At 71.8% G+C, this 16,507-nt stretch carries 13 protein-coding genes and 1 pseudogene; 9 read left to right on the forward strand and 5 right to left on the reverse strand.

The features are described 5' to 3' along the window. Positions 1-6: 6 nt before the first annotated feature. Complete coding sequence (trpS, locus tag OHT52_RS13945) at positions 7-1,119, reverse strand: tryptophan--tRNA ligase (RefSeq protein WP_328720469.1); 1,113 nt, start codon at positions 1,117-1,119, stop codon at positions 7-9. 483 nt (positions 1,120-1,602) lie between these two features. On the opposite strand from trpS, the gene OHT52_RS13950 reads away from it, so the two are divergent. The 3 genes from OHT52_RS13950 (at position 1,603) to OHT52_RS13960 (ending at position 3,924) form a co-directional block, all read left to right on the forward strand. Continuing rightward, positions 1,603-2,691 carry an LLM class flavin-dependent oxidoreductase gene (locus tag OHT52_RS13950; protein WP_328720470.1) on the forward strand — a complete coding sequence of 363 codons (1,089 nt, stop codon included), beginning with the start codon at positions 1,603-1,605 and terminating at the stop codon, positions 2,689-2,691. A 5-nt stretch (positions 2,692-2,696) separates the two neighbouring features. Continuing rightward, positions 2,697-3,371, forward strand: a complete 675-nt coding sequence (locus tag OHT52_RS13955; RefSeq protein ID WP_328720471.1) for an FMN reductase — start codon at positions 2,697-2,699, stop codon at positions 3,369-3,371. Between the two features lie 130 nt (positions 3,372-3,501). Continuing rightward, entirely contained in the window at positions 3,502-3,924 is a 423-nt protein-coding gene (locus OHT52_RS13960; protein WP_328720472.1) for a universal stress protein, read from the forward strand. Between the two features lie 239 nt (positions 3,925-4,163). Here the strand turns inward: OHT52_RS13960 and OHT52_RS13965 are convergent. Beyond that, a pseudogene (locus tag OHT52_RS13965) lies at positions 4,164-4,574 on the reverse strand (hypothetical protein); the annotation flags it as partial. A gap of 121 nt (positions 4,575-4,695) precedes the next feature. On the opposite strand from OHT52_RS13965, the gene OHT52_RS13970 reads away from it, so the two are divergent. The 4 genes from OHT52_RS13970 to OHT52_RS13985 all read left to right on the forward strand — a co-directional run bounded on the left by OHT52_RS13970 (position 4,696) and on the right by OHT52_RS13985 (position 9,033). Continuing rightward, on the forward strand, positions 4,696-5,559 hold the full coding sequence (locus OHT52_RS13970; RefSeq protein WP_328720473.1) for a hypothetical protein: 864 nt from the start codon (positions 4,696-4,698) through the stop codon (positions 5,557-5,559). Between the two features lie 122 nt (positions 5,560-5,681). Continuing rightward, positions 5,682-6,671, forward strand: a complete 990-nt coding sequence (locus OHT52_RS13975) for an NADP-dependent oxidoreductase (RefSeq protein WP_328720474.1) — start codon at positions 5,682-5,684, stop codon at positions 6,669-6,671. Between the two features lie 59 nt (positions 6,672-6,730). After that, positions 6,731-6,976 (forward strand): DUF2630 family protein, encoded by a 246-nt coding sequence (locus OHT52_RS13980; protein WP_328720475.1) that lies wholly within the window; start codon positions 6,731-6,733, stop codon positions 6,974-6,976. A 137-nt stretch (positions 6,977-7,113) separates the two neighbouring features. After that, complete coding sequence (locus tag OHT52_RS13985; protein ID WP_328723732.1) at positions 7,114-9,033, forward strand: FUSC family protein; 1,920 nt, start codon at positions 7,114-7,116, stop codon at positions 9,031-9,033. A gap of 74 nt (positions 9,034-9,107) precedes the next feature. Here the strand turns inward: OHT52_RS13985 and OHT52_RS13990 are convergent, their stop codons facing one another. Then, the gene (locus tag OHT52_RS13990) at positions 9,108-9,521 is read right to left on the reverse strand and encodes an RNA-binding S4 domain-containing protein (RefSeq protein WP_328720476.1); all 414 of its coding nucleotides are present in this window, start codon (positions 9,519-9,521) and stop codon (positions 9,108-9,110) included. A gap of 330 nt (positions 9,522-9,851) precedes the next feature. Between OHT52_RS13990 and OHT52_RS13995 the strand changes: the two genes are divergently transcribed. Next, on the forward strand, positions 9,852-11,474 hold the full coding sequence (locus OHT52_RS13995) for a VWA domain-containing protein (protein WP_328720477.1): 1,623 nt from the start codon (positions 9,852-9,854) through the stop codon (positions 11,472-11,474). Between the two features lie 199 nt (positions 11,475-11,673). After that, complete coding sequence (gene metG, locus OHT52_RS14000) at positions 11,674-13,281, forward strand: methionine--tRNA ligase (RefSeq protein WP_328720478.1); 1,608 nt, start codon at positions 11,674-11,676, stop codon at positions 13,279-13,281. Positions 13,282-13,430: 149 nt separating this feature from the next. Here the strand turns inward: metG and OHT52_RS14005 are convergent, their stop codons facing one another. After that, positions 13,431-14,222: a L,D-transpeptidase family protein gene (locus tag OHT52_RS14005; RefSeq protein ID WP_328723733.1), complete on the reverse strand. Its 792-nt coding sequence runs from the start codon at positions 14,220-14,222 to the stop codon at positions 13,431-13,433. Positions 14,223-14,556: 334 nt separating this feature from the next. Next, complete coding sequence (aspS, locus tag OHT52_RS14010; protein WP_328720479.1) at positions 14,557-16,374, reverse strand: aspartate--tRNA ligase; 1,818 nt, start codon at positions 16,372-16,374, stop codon at positions 14,557-14,559. Between the last annotated feature and the right edge of the window lie 133 nt (positions 16,375-16,507).

Raw genomic sequence — 16,507 nt, forward strand, 5'->3', positions numbered from 1 at the left:
CAGGGGCTACCGCAGCGTCCCCATCGCCTCCCGCACCTCCTCCAGGGTGCGTTCGGCGATCTCGTTGGCGCGCGCGTTCCCGGCCCGCAGCACGGACCGCACGTACCCCATGTCCCGCGCGTACTCCGCGCGCCGGGCCCGGATGGGCGCGAGCCGGGTGTTGACGGCGTCCGTCACGGTCCGCTTGAGCACGGCCGCCCCGCCGCCACCGATCTCCTCGGCGACCTCGTACGGGTCGCGGTCCCGGCAGAGCGCGGCGAGCAGCACGAGGTTGGAGACGGCGGGGCGGTTCTCGGGGTCGTAGGAGATGTTCCGGTCGGTGTCGGTCTTCGCCCCCTTGATCAGCCGAGCGGTCTCGTCGGCGGTCGCGCCGAGGGCGATGGCGTTGCCGCGGCTCTTGCTCATCTTCCCGCCGTCCGTACCGAGCAGGAGCGGGGCGGCGGAGAGCAGCGCGTCGGGCTGCGGGAAGACCGGCGCGTACCGCTCGCCGAAGCGGCGGGCGAGGGTCCGGGTGAGCTCCAGGTGCGGCAGCTGGTCCTGGCCCACCGGGACGAGGTTGCCCTTGCAGAAGAGGATGTCGGCGGCCTGGTGGACGGGATACGTGTACATCAGGCCGCTCACCGCGGCCTGGCGGGAGTGGGCGATCTCGTCCTTGACGGTGGGGTTGCGGCCCAGTTCGGCCACCGACACCAGGCTGAGGAAGGGCAGCAGCAACTGGTTCAGGGCGGGCACGGCGCTGTGGTTGAAGATCGTCGAACGCGAGGGGTCGATACCGATGGCGAGGTAGTCGAGCAGCAGCCCCTCCATCGTCCCTGCGAGCCGGTCGACCACGTCCCGGTCGGTCAGCGCCTGGTAGTCGGGGATCAGCACGAAGACCTCCACACCCAGGTCCTGGAGCCGGACCCGGTTGTGCAGGGTGCCGAAGTAGTGCCCGAGGTGGAGGGGGCCGGTCGGCCGGTCCCCGGTCACCACACGGAAGCGGTCGGGAGCGGCGGCGATCTCCCGCTCCAGCTCGGCGCCGCGCCGGAGCGCGGCGGCCACGGCGGACGGGGGAAGCGGGGACGCGGCGGACGTGCCGTCGCCCGGGGCGGGGCTCGTGAGCGGCGAAACGGTGGTCATGGGATCTCTCCTCGCGAGGTGCGACTGCGTGGAGGACGGCCCGCCGGTGGAGCTGATCCGTGTCCCTGCCGCACACGCCGTGCGCGCTGCGGGCGCCGTACGCGGGAACAGAAGAGGGCCGTCCATGTCGAACGGCCCTGGTTCCGTGCAGAAGGGGTGCCGCTCCTAGGAGGAGCGCCACCAGTTCCGGCACGGTACGGAGGTCATGGGCCGAGTGTAACGCGCGCCCCTTCGCGCGCCCTGGGAAAAGGGCGGCCCGCCGCCTCGGGACCGGGTCGCCGCCCGCGGTTCCGGTCCTCCGGCCACGGCCCCCGCGGCGCCCGGTTCCGCCCACCGGCAGGCGCGACGGTCCCGCAGGGTTCCCGCACGGGCGACAGGTCGCGCGCGGACGGAATAGCCAGTGGGGGGTCCCCGTTGTAGGGTGGGACCAGTTAGTTCAAGCTTCAACAACATTGAAGCGACACAGCACAGGAGGCGGGCGCCATGCAGTTCGGGATCTTCACCGTCGGGGACGTCACCACCGATCCGACGACCGGCCGGACTCCGTCCGAGAACGAGCGGATCAAGGCGACCCTCGCCATCGCGCAGAAGGCCGAGGAAGTCGGCCTGGACGTCTTCGCGACCGGCGAGCACCACAACCCGCCGTTCGTCCCGTCGTCGCCGACCACGACGCTCGCCTACATCGCCGCCCGCACCGAGAAGCTCATCCTCTCGACCTCCACCACGCTGATCACGACGAACGACCCGGTGAAGATCGCCGAGGACTACGCCACCCTCCAGCACCTCGCGGACGGCCGCGTCGACCTGATGATGGGCCGCGGCAACACCGGCCCGGTCTACCCGTGGTTCGGCAAGGACATCCGCCAGGGCATCCCGCTCGCCATCGAGAACTACGCCCTGCTGCACAAGCTGTGGCGCGAGGACGTCGTGGACTGGGAGGGGAAGTTCCGCACCCCGCTGCAGTCCTTCACCGCCACCCCGCGCCCGCTCGACGGCGTCCCGCCGTTCGTCTGGCACGGCTCGATCCGCTCGCCCGAGATCGCCGAACAGGCCGCTTACTACGGCGACGGCTTCTTCCACAACAACATCTTCTGGCCGATGTCCCACACCAAGAAGATGGTCGCGCTCTACCGGCAGCGGTACGCCCACTACGGCCACGGCACCCCCGACCAGGCCATCGTCGGACTGGGCGGCCAGGTGTTCATGGCCAAGAACTCCCAGGACGCCGTCAAGCAGTTCCGCCCGTACTTCGACAACGCCCCGGTCTACGGCCACGGCCCGACGCTGGAGGACTTCACCCGCGAGACGCCGCTGACCGTCGGCTCCCCGCAGGAGGTCATCGAGCGCACCCTGTCCTTCCGTGACGCCGTCGGCGACTACCAGCGCCAGCTGTTCCTGATGGACCACGCCGGGCTCCCGCTCAAGACGGTCCTGGAGCAGCTCGACATCCTCGGCGAAGAAGTGGTCCCCGTGCTCCGCAAGGAGTTCGCCGCCCTGCGCCCCGCGGGTGTCCCGGACGCCCCCGTCCACCCGGCCGTCACCGCAGCCCGCACCGCCTCGAAGGAGGTCTGACCGTCATGACGACGCCCACCGGCTTCACCACCACCCCGCTCCGGATCGTCGCCGTGTCGGCCGGGCTGAGTCAGCCGTCCTCGACCCGGATGCTGGCCGACCGGCTGGCGTCGGCCGCCCGGGAGCAGTTGGAGACCGGGCAGGACCGCCAGGTCGAGGTACGCGTGATCGAGCTGCGCGACCTGGCCGTCGACATAGCGAAGAACCTGGTCACCGGCTTCCCGCCGGCCGACCTGCGGGAAGCCGTCGACGCGGTGGCCGAGGCGGACGGACTGATCGCGGTGACCCCCGTGTTCAGCGCCTCGTACAGCGGTCTCTTCAAGTCGTTCTTCGACCTGATCGAGAACACCGCGCTGACCGGGAAGCCGGTCGTGATCGCCGCGACCGGCGGCTCGGCCCGGCACTCGCTCGTCCTGGAACACGCCATGCGACCGCTCTTCGCCTACCTTCGGGCCGTGACCGTACCGACGTCGGTGTACGCGGCGTCGGAGGACTGGGGCTCGTCCGGCGACGAGTACACGGACGGCCTGCCGTCCCGCATCCGGCGGGCCGGCGGCGAGCTGGCCTCCGCCGTCCTGGGCCGTACCGTCTCCGGCGCTTCCCGGTCGCTGGGCCTGGACGACGGGCTCGACGCGATCGTGCCGTTCGCGCAGCAGCTCGCCGACCTGCGGCTCGACTGATCCGGGCGCCCCGCTCCGGGGCCCGCGTCGCACGGACACGCGGACACCCAGCTCTGACATCCCACATGTCCGGTCTGCTGAGAGTGTGGACCGGACATCGGATCGAGCGGGACCGCGTGGGAGGCAGAACATGGGCAGGATCGTCGTAGGCGTGGACGGCTCGGCATCGTCGATCAAGGCACTGCACTGGGCAGTCCGCCAGGGCGAGCTGACCGGCGACACCGTCGAAGCCGTCAACAGCTGGGAGTACCCCGCCACCAGCTGGGCTTCGATGATGCCGGGCACGCCGGAGGACTTCGACCCGCAGGCCCTCGCGACGGTCGCCCTCACGGAGGCCCTGGAAGAAGCGCTCGGCGCGGAGCGCGCGGCGGGGATCAGCAAGGTCGTGGTGATCGGCAACCCGGCCCAGAACCTCATCGACCGGGCGCAGGGCGCGAACCTGCTGGTGGTCGGCGCACGGGGCTACAGCGGATTCAAGGCGACCCTGCTGGGCTCGGTCAGCCTCCACGTCACCCAGAACGCACCCTGCCCGGTGACCGTCGTACGCGACTGAGAGCCGCCGGGGACGAGAGGCCGAGGCGCGAGGGCGGTCCCGCAGGGGGCCGCCCTCGTTCTCCGTGGAAAAGGTCAGCCGAGGCCTTCACCGGTCCGGTCCTCGCGACGGCCGATTCGGCGCCGGCCCGCGCGCGGCCCGGTGGAAGGCCCGTCGGTGATGCGGTGGGCGGTCCTGTCGGTGGCCCGGTAGACCGTCCCGCCGGTGGTGCGGTCGGTGGTCCTCTCCTCCGGCCAGTCCTCCCGCGAGTAGAAGAAGTAGTACATGGCGAGCCCCACCGGGACGCCGACCACCAGACCGAGGATGGTCGAGCGCAACACGCTGGTGTCGGTCAGACTCACCAGGAACCCGATCGCGCACGCCGTCAGCGCCCCGTAGGCCGCCGCCCGCGCTTCGCGCGGGATCACGTACTGGAATCGGGCCAGGGCGAAACAGAGCACGGCGAACGCGACACCGGCGGCGAAGCCCAGTGCCACCTGTCCGCCCGTGCTCGGGCCGCCGTCACGCCGGATGAACGCGGCGTAGAAGCCGTAGATGACGCCCAGCAGCACGGGCACCGCCCAGGCCATCGCGGTGTGGTGGTGGGCCGGCGTCCGGGCACGCGGTGCCCGGGTCCTCGGCCCGGCGTGCGTGGCTGCGTGTGTGGCCATGGCGGAGAGCTCCCTTCCGTCGCCCCCTTTTGACTCCAGCGCACACCCGGCCGCGCCACCCGGCAACTCGAATGGACGATGGCCCGGGGCGCGCCACCGGCGGCCGGGATTCCCTGAGGGGATGCGGACCTCTCTCGTCGCGACCCTGTCGGCCGTTCTGCTCGTCCTGCTCGCCGTCCTGGTGCCGCTGAGCGCGCTCTCGGCCTGGGTCGACCTGGAGATCGACGACACCGACCGGTACGTGGCGGCCGTCTCCCCGCTCTCCTCGGACCCCGCCGTGCGCGAGACCGTCGCCGACCTCATCACCGACGAGGCGATGAAGCAGATCGACCTGGGCACGCTCCAGGACGCGATGCGGGACTTCCTGCACCAGGGCGTGCTGTCGTTCACCACGACGGACGCGTTCCGTTCGGCGTGGGACGCGGCGAACCGCACCGCCCACGAGTCGATCACGGCCGCTCTCGACGGGGACTCCGGCGAGGCGGTGACCATCGACCTGGCCCCGGTGATCGAGCAGGTGAAGAAGGAGCTGGAGGACAACGGGGTGCCCTTCGCCGACCAGATCCCCGTCGAGCACACCGAACTCACCGTCCTCTCCGGGGACCGCGCCGACCACGTGCGCGAGACGTTCGGATGGCTGCGGTACGCCAGCGTCTGGCCGGCCGTGGCCACCCTGGTCCTCCTCGTGCTGGTGGTGGGACTGGCGACGGTCCGGGGCGGCCGGCGCGCCGGCCTCTTCGCCACCGCCGTCGCGGGCGGCGGACTCGTCCTGGGCGCGGTCGTGCTGCGAGTCCTGATCGCCGTGGGCCGCTCCGAGGTGCTGGACGCGGTGCCGGACAGCGACCGCGACGGTGCGGCGGCGATCTCCGACGCGCTGACCGCCTCGCTGCGCACCACGTTCTGGTGGCTCCTGGGGGTGGGCGCCGTACTGCTGGTGGCCGGACTCACCGCCCGGTACCTGCTGACCTCGCGCCGTCCGCGGTGACACGGAGGTGGCCCGGCGGGCCCCGGACCACGCACCGGCCGGGGCCGCCTCCGACGTGCGGCACGGAACGGGCCGGGCGAGAGTAGGAGCCTGAACGCCGGGGGTGACTGGGAGGTTGCCGTATGCGTGCCGTCGCCATCACCGCGTTCCCCGGGGAGGCCGCGCTCGTCGAACTCCCCAAGCCCGATCCGGCACCCGGCGAGGTGCGGGTGCGCGTCGAGTACGCGGCCCTCAACCCGTGCGACTGGCAGTGCGCCGACGACCCGGCGGCCCGCTCGTCCCTCCAGGGCCACCCGCACGTGCTCGGGGCGGACTTCGCCGGCCGGGTGGACATGGTCGGCCGGGGCCCCAGCCGTTTCCGGGTGGGCGACCCGGTGTTCGGCCGGGTCGCCCACCCCCTGCGTGGCGGTGGCGCCTACGCCGATTACGTATCGGTGCACCAGGACTCGCCGATCGCCCCGGTCCCGACCGGACTGTCCCTCAAGGTCGCCGCCGCACTGCCGACCGCCGGGACGGCCGCCTGCCAGATCCTCGGCGCCACCGGTGCCGGCGAGGGCGAGTCCCTGCTGATCGTCGGAGCGGCGGGCGGCATCGGCAGCTACCTCACCCAGCTCGCCACCGCCCGGGGCGTCCACGTGCTCGCCGCCGTACGCGGCGACGAACGCCGCAGGATGGCCGTCCTCGGGGCCACCCACACCCTGGACGTCTCGGCCGGACCGGAATCGCTCCCCGCGGCCGTACGGGAGCTGTGCCCGGACGGGGTGGACGCCCTCGCCGACCTCGTCTCCGAGACCCCGGAGGCCTTCGCCGCGCACGCCGCGCTCGTCCGGGAGGGCGGCGTCGCCCTCACCACCCGTGGCGCCACCGGCGGCGCCGGGAACCCTGCGCGCAACGTCGGCCCGCCCCCCGTCGACTTCCGGCTCGCCCCGTCCGCCCTCCTGCTCGACGCCCTCGCGGCGGCCGTGACCAGCGGGGCGTTCGTCGTCCCCATCGACATCGAACTTCCCCTGGAGAAGGCCCCCGAGGCACTCGCGCAGAACCGCGCGGGGGGTGCCCGGGGCAAGACGGTCTTCGCCCTGGGGCCCAGCGGCGCCGGACACCACCACCGGTAGCCCGCTCCCCGCGCCTCTGCCCGGCCCGCTCCCGCTCACCCCGCCCGGAAGGAACCCCCGTGCCCGACAACGACATCCTCACCGACATCGACGAACTCGTCGCCGAGGAACGGTCCCTGCGCGACCGGTCCACCGCCGCCCTCGGCCTCTCCGCGGACGAGAAGATCAGGTTGCGTACGGTGGAGGTCCAACTCGATCAGTGCTGGGACCTGTTGCGGCAGCGCCGAGCGCTCAGCGAGTACGGCGACGACCCCTCGAAGGCCCGGGTACGCCCGGCCGACGAGGTGGAGGGGTACCAGAGCTGAGCCGCGCGGCCCGCACCCGCCCGGCCCGGTCCCGTTCCCGGTCCCGTCCGGTCGACGCCGCCGTGCTCCGGGCAGACCCGTGAGGAGAGTGAGCAGTGGCCACGGCCGATGCCGGCACCAGCAGCGGAAGGCGACGCGTGACGCCGCCGCCCTGGCTGCTGAACGGGCTCCGCCCACAGCCCACCCCGATCCCCTGGGCGGCCGTACTCCGCGCCTCCGTCGCCATGGCCGCACCGCTCGCCGTCGGATTCGCCGCCGACCGCCCCTCCTACGGCGCCCTCGTGTCCATGGGGGCGCTCTCCGGTGTCATCGGCGACACCGCCGACGCCTACCGGATGCGCATCTTCAACATCGCCGTGCCGCAGCTCTTCGGCGCCCTCGGTGTCACCCTCGGCTCACTCGTGTACGGAACCGGCTGGGCGGCCGTGGGCGTGCTGACCGCCCTCGCGCTGGTCTCCGGGATGATGTCCACGATCGGCGCCGTGGCATCCGTCTCCGGCCTGCTGCTCCTGCTCAACTCCGTGATCGGCGCCGGTCTCCCGATGCCCGACCCCTGGTGGGTCGCCCCGGTGCTGCTCGCCTTCGGCGGACTGGTGGTCCTGGCACTCGCGCTGCTTTCGTGGCCCTTCCGCCGCAGGCTCCCCGAACGCGCCGCGGTCGCCCGCACCTACCGCTCGGTCGCCGCCCTGCTGCAAGCCGCCGGGACCCCCGCGTACGAACTGCACCGCCAGGACGTCACCGAGAGCCTCAACACCTCCTACGACCTGATCCTCGCCCGCCGGGCCCGCTACCACGGCCGCAGCCCCGCCATGGTGCGGACGCTCTCCCAGCTCAACGTCGTGATCCCGCTCGTCGAAGCGGCACCCGCCGCCCACGGCGAGGGCCGCACACTGCCCGACGCCGTCCCCGCAGCCGTACGCACACTGGCGGACGACATCGAACAGGGCCGCACCGGACGCCCCGAACCCGAACTTCCCCCGCCCGATTCGCCCGCCGCCCACGCCGTGGACAGCGCGCTGCGCCACACCGCGACCGTCGTGCACCGGGCGGATCCCGACCCGTACAACGTGGACGACCGGCTCGGCCGGCCCGCCGCCCTGCGCGTCCGGATCCGCCGGTCACTGAGGTCCGTCCTGCTCTCCGAAGCGTCCTGGCGCTACGGGCTGCGCCTCGCCCTCTGCATCGGGCTGGCCCAGGCACTCACCTCGCTCATCCCCGTGGAACGCTCCTACTGGGTCGCGCTCACCGTCACCTTCGTCCTCAAGCCGGACTACGGCTCCGTGTTCTCCCGCGCCGTACTCCGGGCCGTGGGCACCACCGCCGGGCTGGTCGTCGCCGCTCCCGTACTGGCCGAGGTACCGACCGGCTGGTGGTTCGTCCCGGCGATGGTGGTGCTCGCCGCGCTGATCCCGGCGCTGACGGCGAAGGGGTACGCCTTCCAGACCGCGGCCGTCACGCCGCCCATCCTGCTGCTCTCCGACCTTCTCAACCATCAAGGCGTCGACCTGGTGCCGCCCCGCTTCCTGGACAGCCTGCTCGGCTGCGCGATCGTGCTGGTGGCCGGCTATCTGCTCTGGCCGGAGAGCTGGCACACCCGCGTCGGCGACCGGCTCGCGGACGCGGTGGAGGACATCGCCGACTACGTCGCCTACGCCTTCGACTTCGCCAGCGAGCACGACCGGGCCGAGCGGGTCCGCGCGCGGCGGCGGCTCTACCGCGACCTGTCGGCCGTGCGCTCCGAGTTCCAGCGCGCCCTCACCGAACCGCCGCCCGTGGGCACGCGCGCGGCGGCCTGGTGGCCGCTGGTCGTCGCGGTCGAGCGCATCGTCGACGCCGCAACAGCGGCCCGGGTACGGCTGAATCACGGCGCCCCGCCACCCGAACCCGGCGAAGCCATCATGATCGAGGGCCAGTTGCGGGAACTGGCCGCCGGAATCCGCTCCAGCGAAACGCTGGTGGGTGTGCGGGCCGACCTCTCCGGCGTGGAGGAGAGCGCGCTCGGCCCGCTCTGCCAAGAAGTCGCGGCAGCCCGGGCCATCGCCTCACCGCAGCCTTGAGACCGTTTCACGTGAAACACGGAGAGTGATCAACGGGCACGGCCCGCCCCACTGTCGGAGTGAGCAGACCGTGTTCAGCGCGGACCGGCGTCCCGGCCCCCCTGCAACCGGTCCATCTCGCGGCGGTCGCGCTTGGTCGGGCGCCCGGTACCCCGGTCACGGACCGGAACCTGGAGCGCCAGTTCACGCGGCGGCGGGGGCGGGCTGCTGTCGACGAAGCACTCCACCGCCACCGGTGCGCCGACACGCTTCTTCACGATCTTCGACACGGTGACGATCCGGTCCCGGCCCTCGTGCCGCAACCGCACCTCGTCGCCGATCCGCACGGACTGCGCGGGCTTCGCGCGCTCCCCCGCGACCCTGACGTGCCCGGCACGGCAGGCGGCAGCCGCCTGCGCCCGGGTCGTCGTCAACCGGACCGACCAGATCCACACATCGACCCGGACACTTCCTGCCGTCTGCGGAGCCTCACCGGAAACCGAAACCATGGTCCGACTGTAACGGGGGAGCCCGTCGCGCGAAGACCTCTGCCATGAGGGCCACCGGGCGCCCGGCAGGCCCGTGACGTGTGCGCACCGTGACGAGGTACGTCCGTCCGGGTGTTGAGGAACGAGCCCATGAACCTGCGGCGAAGTCCGCCTGACCGCCGAACTCTTGGGTTCTCGCCAGGAAACGGTTGCGCGTCGGTTCACCCGCGTGCGGGCCGGACAGCCGAACGGCCTGATCCGGCCGCTAACCTTACGTATCCGTCCTGGCCAGGGATGATTTTCCACGGGTCGGACATATCCCGCACCCAACTCACGCGAAAGGCCTCGCCCATGGGCATTCGGAGCTTGCTGCGCAAGGTGTTCGGCCGGGAGCAGGACGAGCCGACCACGGCCACCGTTCCTCCCCAGGGTGAGCGCGCCCGATCGACGGAGCCGGAATCGGACACGCTCCAGGACAGCGCTCCCGCTGTCGAGACCAAGGTGACCGTTCCCGCGCCCGCCGCATCCCCCCTCTCCTCCGCCTCGCGCTCCTCGTCGGACGCGGGTACGGGCGGGTCGGCCGGTACGAACGGGGAAGACCGGCCGGACAAGGGCCACGCGGCAGATCTGGTGGCCGCCGCCTTCGACCAGCCGGTCACCACCCCGACGCCGACGGTCCCCGCCCAGAACACGGGCCCCAAGCCCGCGTCCGAGACGAGGCCCGCGTCCGAAGCCACGCCCGCACCGGCCGCCGAGCCGGAGCCGGTCGCCGAGCCGGTCGCCGAATCGGATCCGATCGCCGAGCCCGCTGCCGAGCCCGACACCGAGCCGGCCGCAGAAGCCGGGCAGACCACTGAGCCCGCCTCCCAGGCCGAGCCCGCCGCCGAGCCGGCCGCGGAAGCCGAGAGCGCGGAAGCCACGGTCATCGAGCCCGAGATCCTCGCCGCCGCCGCCATCACGATCGACATGGACCCGGAGCCCGAGCCCGAAGCCGCTCCGGCACCGGCACCGGCACCGGCACCCACCGAGAACGCCGACACTCCGAAGGCGGAGACCCCCGAGGCCACCGAGGCCGAGGGTGCGAAGAAGGCAGCCGAGGCGGCCCTCGACGCGATCATCATCGACTACGAGCCCGAGCCGGCAGCCGGAACTCCCGCACCCGAGGCAGCGGCCCCGGCCGTCCCGGAACCCGCGGTCGCACCCGAGGCAGCGGCGGAAGCCCCGGCCGGGCCCGCCGCCCCGGAAGCCGCGGTGGCCACCCCGGCCACGAGCACCGCCACCGCCAAGCCCGCCACCTCGCTCGCCCGGGTGAAGTCGCGTGCCCCCGGGCTGGTGGCCCCGTACAAGTCCGCGCAGGCCGCGCTGAAGACCGAGGGGCTGACCGGGCTGCGGGCCTCCGTCTACCTGGTCCTCGACCGCTCGGGCTCGATGCGGCCGTTCTACAAGGACGGCAGCGCACAGCACCTGGGCGACCGCACGCTGGCCCTCGCCGCGCATCTGGACGAAGACGCCTCGGTCCACGTGGTCTTCTTCTCCACCGACGTCGACGGCACCGGAACGGTCGCGCTCGAAGGCCACGAGGGCCGTATCGACGAGCTGAACGCCGGTCTGGGACGCCTGGGGCGGACCCACTACCACCGGGCCGTCGAAGAGGTCGTCTCCCACTACGAGAAGTCCGGCGCCACCGGCCCCGCACTGGTCGTCTTCCAGACGGACGGTCCGCCGGACGCCAAGGTCGCGGCCAAGCAGGCACTGGCCGAGGCCGCCCGGCTGCCGCTCTTCTTCCAGTTCGTCGCGTTCGGCGACCACGACGCGAAGGGCTTCGACTTCCTGCGGAAGCTGGACGCCGAGCACGCCGGCTTCTTCCACGCCGGCCCGGCGCCCGCCACGATCCCGGACGCCACGTTCTACCGGGAGATCCTCGCCGGTCTCCCCGCCTGGATCGCGGCCCGGTCGGGCGGCTCCGCCGGCTGACCCCGGCAGCCGGCGGAGTACCCGCGCACCCCGCACCCGCACCAACGCTCCACCGCACGTCACGGCGGGCCCGGTCACCGGGCCCGCCGTCCGCGTCCGCGGACGAACCGGCCGCTCCGGGGCCCACCAGGCTCCGGTCCACGGTGGGGGAGGAAAAGGGAGGCGGGGGAACCCCGTGCGGACCGTTAGGATTTTGACCATGGCGGCCACTGGATCCGAGAAGCAGGGAGAGACGTCGTTCTACGTCTCCACCCCCATTTACTACGTCAACGACGCTCCTCACCTGGGCCACGCCTACACGACCGTCGCAGGCGACGTGCTCACGCGCTGGCACCGCCAGCGCGGCGAGAAGGTGTGGTACCTCACCGGCACGGACGAGCACGGTCAGAAGATCATGCGCACGGCCGAGCAGCACGGCGTCACCCCGCAGGCCTGGTGCGACAAGCTCGTCGAAGAGGCGTGGAAGCCCCTCTGGGAGCACCTCAACATCGCGAACGACGACTTCATCCGCACCACGGAGAAGCGTCACACCGACCGGGTGCAGGAGTTCGTCCAGGACCTGTACGACAAGGACGAGATCTACAAGGGCGGGTACGAAGGCCCGTACTGCGTGGGCTGCGAGGAGTACAAGCTCCCCGGGGACCTCATCCAGGCCGAGGACGGCACTCCGCTGTGCCCGATCCACAAGAAGCCGGTGGAGATCCTCAAGGAGGAGAACTACTTCTTCAAGCTGAGCGAGTACGGCCCGAAGCTGCTGGAGTTCTACGAGGCCAACCCGGGCTTCATCCAGCCGGAGTCCGCCCGCAACGAGGTCGTCAACTTCGTCAAGCAGGGCCTCCAGGACCTCTCGATCTCCCGCTCGACCTTCGACTGGGGCGTCCCGGTGCCGTGGGACGAGAAGCACGTCATCTACGTGTGGGTCGACGCCCTGCTGAACTACGCGACGGCGGTCGGCTACGGCGCCAACCAGGAGAAGTTCGACGCGACCTTCCCGGCCGACGTCCACCTGGTCGGCAAGGACATCCTCCGCTTCCACGCGGTGATCTGGCCCGCGATGCTGATGGCCCAGGGCCTTCCGCTGCCGGGCCGGGTCGCGGCCAACGGCTGGCTGATGGTCGGCGGCGAGAAGATGTCGAAGTCGAACCTGACCGGCATCAAGCCGCAGGACCTGACCTCGCACTTCGGCGTGGACGCGTACCGCTGGTACTTCCTGCGCGCCATCGCCTTCGGCAGCGACGGCTCCTTCTCGTGGGAGGACTTCACCGCCCGCTACACCTCCGAGCTCGCCAACGACTACGGCAACCTCGCCTCCCGCGTGGCCGCCATGATCGGCAAGTACTTCGGCGGCACGCTCCCCGGGGCGACCGCCGCCGGTGACGCCGAGCAGGCGGTCCAGGACGGTCTGGCGAAGGCCGTCGCCGCGGCGGACCTGAAGATCGGCGAGGAGCTCGACTTCCAGGCCGGCATCCTGGCGATCTTCGAATTCGTGAAGCAGGTCAACGGCTACATCACGGAGCAGGAGCCGTGGAAGGTCGCCAAGGACACCTCGCCCGAGGGCCAGGCCCGTCTCGCGACGATCCTGTACACGGCGTCCGAGGCCCTGCGCGGCGTCGCGGTGCTGCTGAATCCGGTGATGCCCGAGACCTCGCAGAAGCTGTGGGAGTCGCTCGGCGCCGAGCCCGCCCTGGGGCCCCTGGCCGACCAGCGCGTCCAGGACGCGGGCACCTGGGGCCGGCTGCCCGCCGGCGCCACGGTCACCAAGGGCGCGGTGCTCTTCCCGCGCCTGGAGGAGAAGCCGGCCGCGTAGCCGGTGCACGGCCCGTGCACGGCCCGTGCACGACCCGGCCGCGCGCAGCGGACACGCCGGAAGGGCGGGACCCCCGTGGCCCCGCCCTTCCGGCGTACCCGGGTCCTGGACCTCCGCCGGGGGAGGCGCACGTCAGGACCGGATACGGGTCAGCGGGCCAGTGACGCCTTGTCGCCCATCACGACGACCGGCTTCTTCTCCGGGTCGAGCGTGAGCAGCAGTTCCTTCATCCGGTCCTCGGAGACCGAGACACAGCCCTGCGTCGGCCCCCCGTGGTCCACGTGGATCCAGATGCCGCCGCCCCGGTCCTCGCCGAGCGGGCGTTCGTGGTCGATCGGGCTGACGCCCTCGACGCGGTTGTAGTTGATGGCCACCACGTAGTCGAAGGAGCCGGCGAGCGGCTCACCGAAGAATCCGTCGCCCTCCACCGCGAAGTACTCCTCCTCGTCGTACGGGAGCAGCGTGCCCGGATCGGGCAGTTTGCCGCCCGCGTCGGTGAGGCCGAACACGCCGACGGGGGACCTGAGGTCGCCGGTGTAGTGCTCGTCGGTCCACCCCTCCATGCCGTTGTGGGCGGCCCAGGGTGCGAAGACGGGCGTCCAGCTCCGGTCGGGGGCGTCGCGGGCGTAGAGGACGGCGGTGGATTCGTTGGAGTCCGCGCCCCGGCCCGTCACGACGAACGCCTGCCGGGCGTCGACCGGGATCTGCGCCCGGGTCCCGGGTCCCAGCCCCGGAATCTCCAGCGGCCGTACGGGCGGGGCGGGCGGGGCGGGAGCTGCGGGGGCACCGGCGGGCCCCCGGCTGCCCTCGTCGTCCGACCGGACCCCGGCCACCACCTGCGGCGGGGCACCCGGAGCGGTGTGGGCGCCGCAGCCGGCGAGCACCAGGAGCAGCGCGAAGACCGGCGCGACGAGCAGACGGGACCGCCGACGGGGTGGCACCCCGCGGGGGACGGTGCCCCGGCGGAAGACGGGGGGAGTGGACGGACGGAGGGAGACACGCGGACGGAGGGAGACGGACACGGGGCGGGCTCCTGAGTGGTTCTGACTGACGGCCTCTCAGAAGCCACTCTTCGCCGCGCCCGGCCCTCGCGAATCCGGGCGGGGGCCATCCGGCGGTACACCCGCCCACGTGGTGCCACGGCGGCGGCCAGGGGCCGGTGACACACCCCGGAACGACGGAACAGCCCCCGACCGGTCGATCGGGGGCTGTTTCACGTGAAACGTGGCGAACGGCAGGGCACGCGCCGCCGGAGGCGGCGACTGCCCCGTCCCGCTACTTCTCGCTCTTCTCCGCGGCGGCGGTCTCGGCCTTGGCGGCCTCGCCCTTCGACACGGCGGCCGGCTTGCGGAGCTGGATGTTCAGCTCGCGCAGACGGGCCTCGTCCAGCACGGTCGGGGCACCCATCATCAGGTCCTGGGCGTTGCCGTTGAGCGGGAAGGCGATCGTCTCGCGGATGTTCGGCTCGTCGGCGAGCAGCATCACGATGCGGTCCACGCCCGGGGCGATGCCACCGTGCGGCGGGGCGCCGAGGCGGAAGGCGCGCAGCATGCCCGCGAACTCCTGCTCGACGGTCTCGCGGTCGTAGCCGGCGATCTCGAAGGCCTTGAGCATCAGCTCGGGCTCGTGGTTGCGGATCGCGCCGGAGGACAGCTCGATGCCGTTGCAGACGATGTCGTACTGCCAGGCGAGGATGTCCAGCGGGTCCTTCGTCTCCAGGTCCTCCAGGCCGCCCTGGGGCATCGAGAAGGGGTTGTGCGAGAAGTCGATCTTGCCCGTCTCCTCGTCCTTCTCGTACATCGGGAAGTCGACGATCCAGCAGAACCGGAAGACGCCCTCCTCGAAGTGACCGGAGCGCTTGGCGGCCTCGACGCGGACGGCCGACATGATCTTGGAGACCTCGTCGAACTCACCGGCGCCGAAGAAGATCGCGTGCCCAGGGACGAGCGAGAGGCGGTCGGTCAGCGTCTTGACGTCGTCCTCGGTGAGGAACTTGGCGATCGGACCGGCCAGCGTGCCGTCCTCGCCGACGCGGACCCAGGCGAGGCCCTTGGCGCCGTGCTCGACGGCGTACTCACCGAGGCCGTCGAAGAACTTGCGGGACTGGCCGGCGGTGTCCGGGACGGGCAGCGCGCGGACGTGCTTGCCGGCGAACGCCTTGAACCCGGAGTCGGCGAAGACGTCCGAGATGTCGACGAGCTCCAGCTTGGCGCGGAGGTCGGGCTTGTCGTTGCCGTACTTCAGCATCGACTCGCGGAACGGGATGCGCGGGAACGGCGAGGTGACCTCGCGGCCGTTGCCGAACTCGGTGAAGAGCTCGGTCATCAGCTTCTCGATCGGCTGGAAGACGTCCTCCTGCTCGACGAACGACATCTCGACGTCGAGCTGGTAGAACTCGCCCGGCGAACGGTCGGCGCGGGCGTCCTCGTCGCGGAAACAGGGCGCGATCTGGAAGTAGCGGTCGAAGCCGGAGATCATCAGCAGCTGCTTGAACTGCTGCGGGGCCTGCGGCAGCGCGTAGAACTTGCCGGGGTTGAGACGCGACGGCACGACGAAGTCACGGGCGCCCTCGGGGGAGGTCGCGGTGAGGATCGGGGTCGCCATCTCGTTGAAGCCGAGGGCCACCATCTTCGAACGGATGGAGGCGATCACGGCCGAGCGCAGCATGATGTTGCGGTGCATGCGCTCGCGGCGCAGGTCGAGGAAGCGGTACTCCAGGCGGCGCTCCTCGTTCACACCGTCCTCGGTGTTGATCGTGAAGGGCAGCGGGGCCGCCTCGCCGAGCACCTCGACCTCGGTGACCTCGATCTCGATCTCACCGGTCGGGAGCTCCGGGTTCACGTTCTCGGCACCGCGCGCGGAGACCTTGCCGTCGATCCGGACGACGGTCTCCTTGGTCAGCTTCGAGAGCGCCTCGTTCCCCGGGGTGCCGGGACGGGCGACGAGCTGGACCAGGCCGTAGTGGTCGCGGAGATCGATGAAGAGGATGCCGCCCAGGTCTCGGCGATTGTGCAGCCATCCGCTCAGCCGGACGTCGGTGCCGACGTCAGAGGCGCGGAGCTCGCCGCAGGTGTGGGACCTGTACCGATGCATCGTCGTTCATCCAGTCTTCGCGGTTGGGGTCTGTGAGCCACCCCAGGCTACCGCCCGGAGCCCGGCCACTTCATTGCCATAAGCACTTCAAGATCATCCGGAGCCGTCGCGCGGCCTCGGCAGGCCCGCCGGG

This window comes from Streptomyces sp. NBC_00247 (genome assembly GCF_036188265.1).
In the GTDB taxonomy this organism is placed as follows: domain Bacteria; phylum Actinomycetota; class Actinomycetes; order Streptomycetales; family Streptomycetaceae; genus Streptomyces.

Bases quoted from the DNA above. Each gene is read 5' to 3' on its own strand.
- OHT52_RS13955 (WP_328720471.1), top strand. From the start codon at position 2,697: ATGACGACGCCCACCGGCTTCACCACCACCCCGCTCCGGATCGTCGCC.
- OHT52_RS13950 (WP_328720470.1), top strand. From the start codon at position 1,603: ATGCAGTTCGGGATCTTCACCGTCGGGGACGTCACCACCGATCCGACG.
- OHT52_RS13975 (WP_328720474.1), top strand. From the start codon at position 5,682: ATGCGTGCCGTCGCCATCACCGCGTTCCCCGGGGAGGCCGCGCTCGTC.
- aspS (WP_328720479.1), bottom strand. From the start codon at position 16,374: ATGCATCGGTACAGGTCCCACACCTGCGGCGAGCTCCGCGCCTCTGAC.
- trpS (WP_328720469.1), bottom strand. From the start codon at position 1,119: ATGACCACCGTTTCGCCGCTCACGAGCCCCGCCCCGGGCGACGGCACG.
- OHT52_RS13970 (WP_328720473.1), top strand. From the start codon at position 4,696: ATGCGGACCTCTCTCGTCGCGACCCTGTCGGCCGTTCTGCTCGTCCTG.
- OHT52_RS13995 (WP_328720477.1), top strand. From the start codon at position 9,852: ATGGGCATTCGGAGCTTGCTGCGCAAGGTGTTCGGCCGGGAGCAGGAC.
- OHT52_RS13990 (WP_328720476.1), bottom strand. From the start codon at position 9,521: ATGGTTTCGGTTTCCGGTGAGGCTCCGCAGACGGCAGGAAGTGTCCGG.
- OHT52_RS13960 (WP_328720472.1), top strand. From the start codon at position 3,502: ATGGGCAGGATCGTCGTAGGCGTGGACGGCTCGGCATCGTCGATCAAG.
- metG (WP_328720478.1), top strand. From the start codon at position 11,674: ATGGCGGCCACTGGATCCGAGAAGCAGGGAGAGACGTCGTTCTACGTC.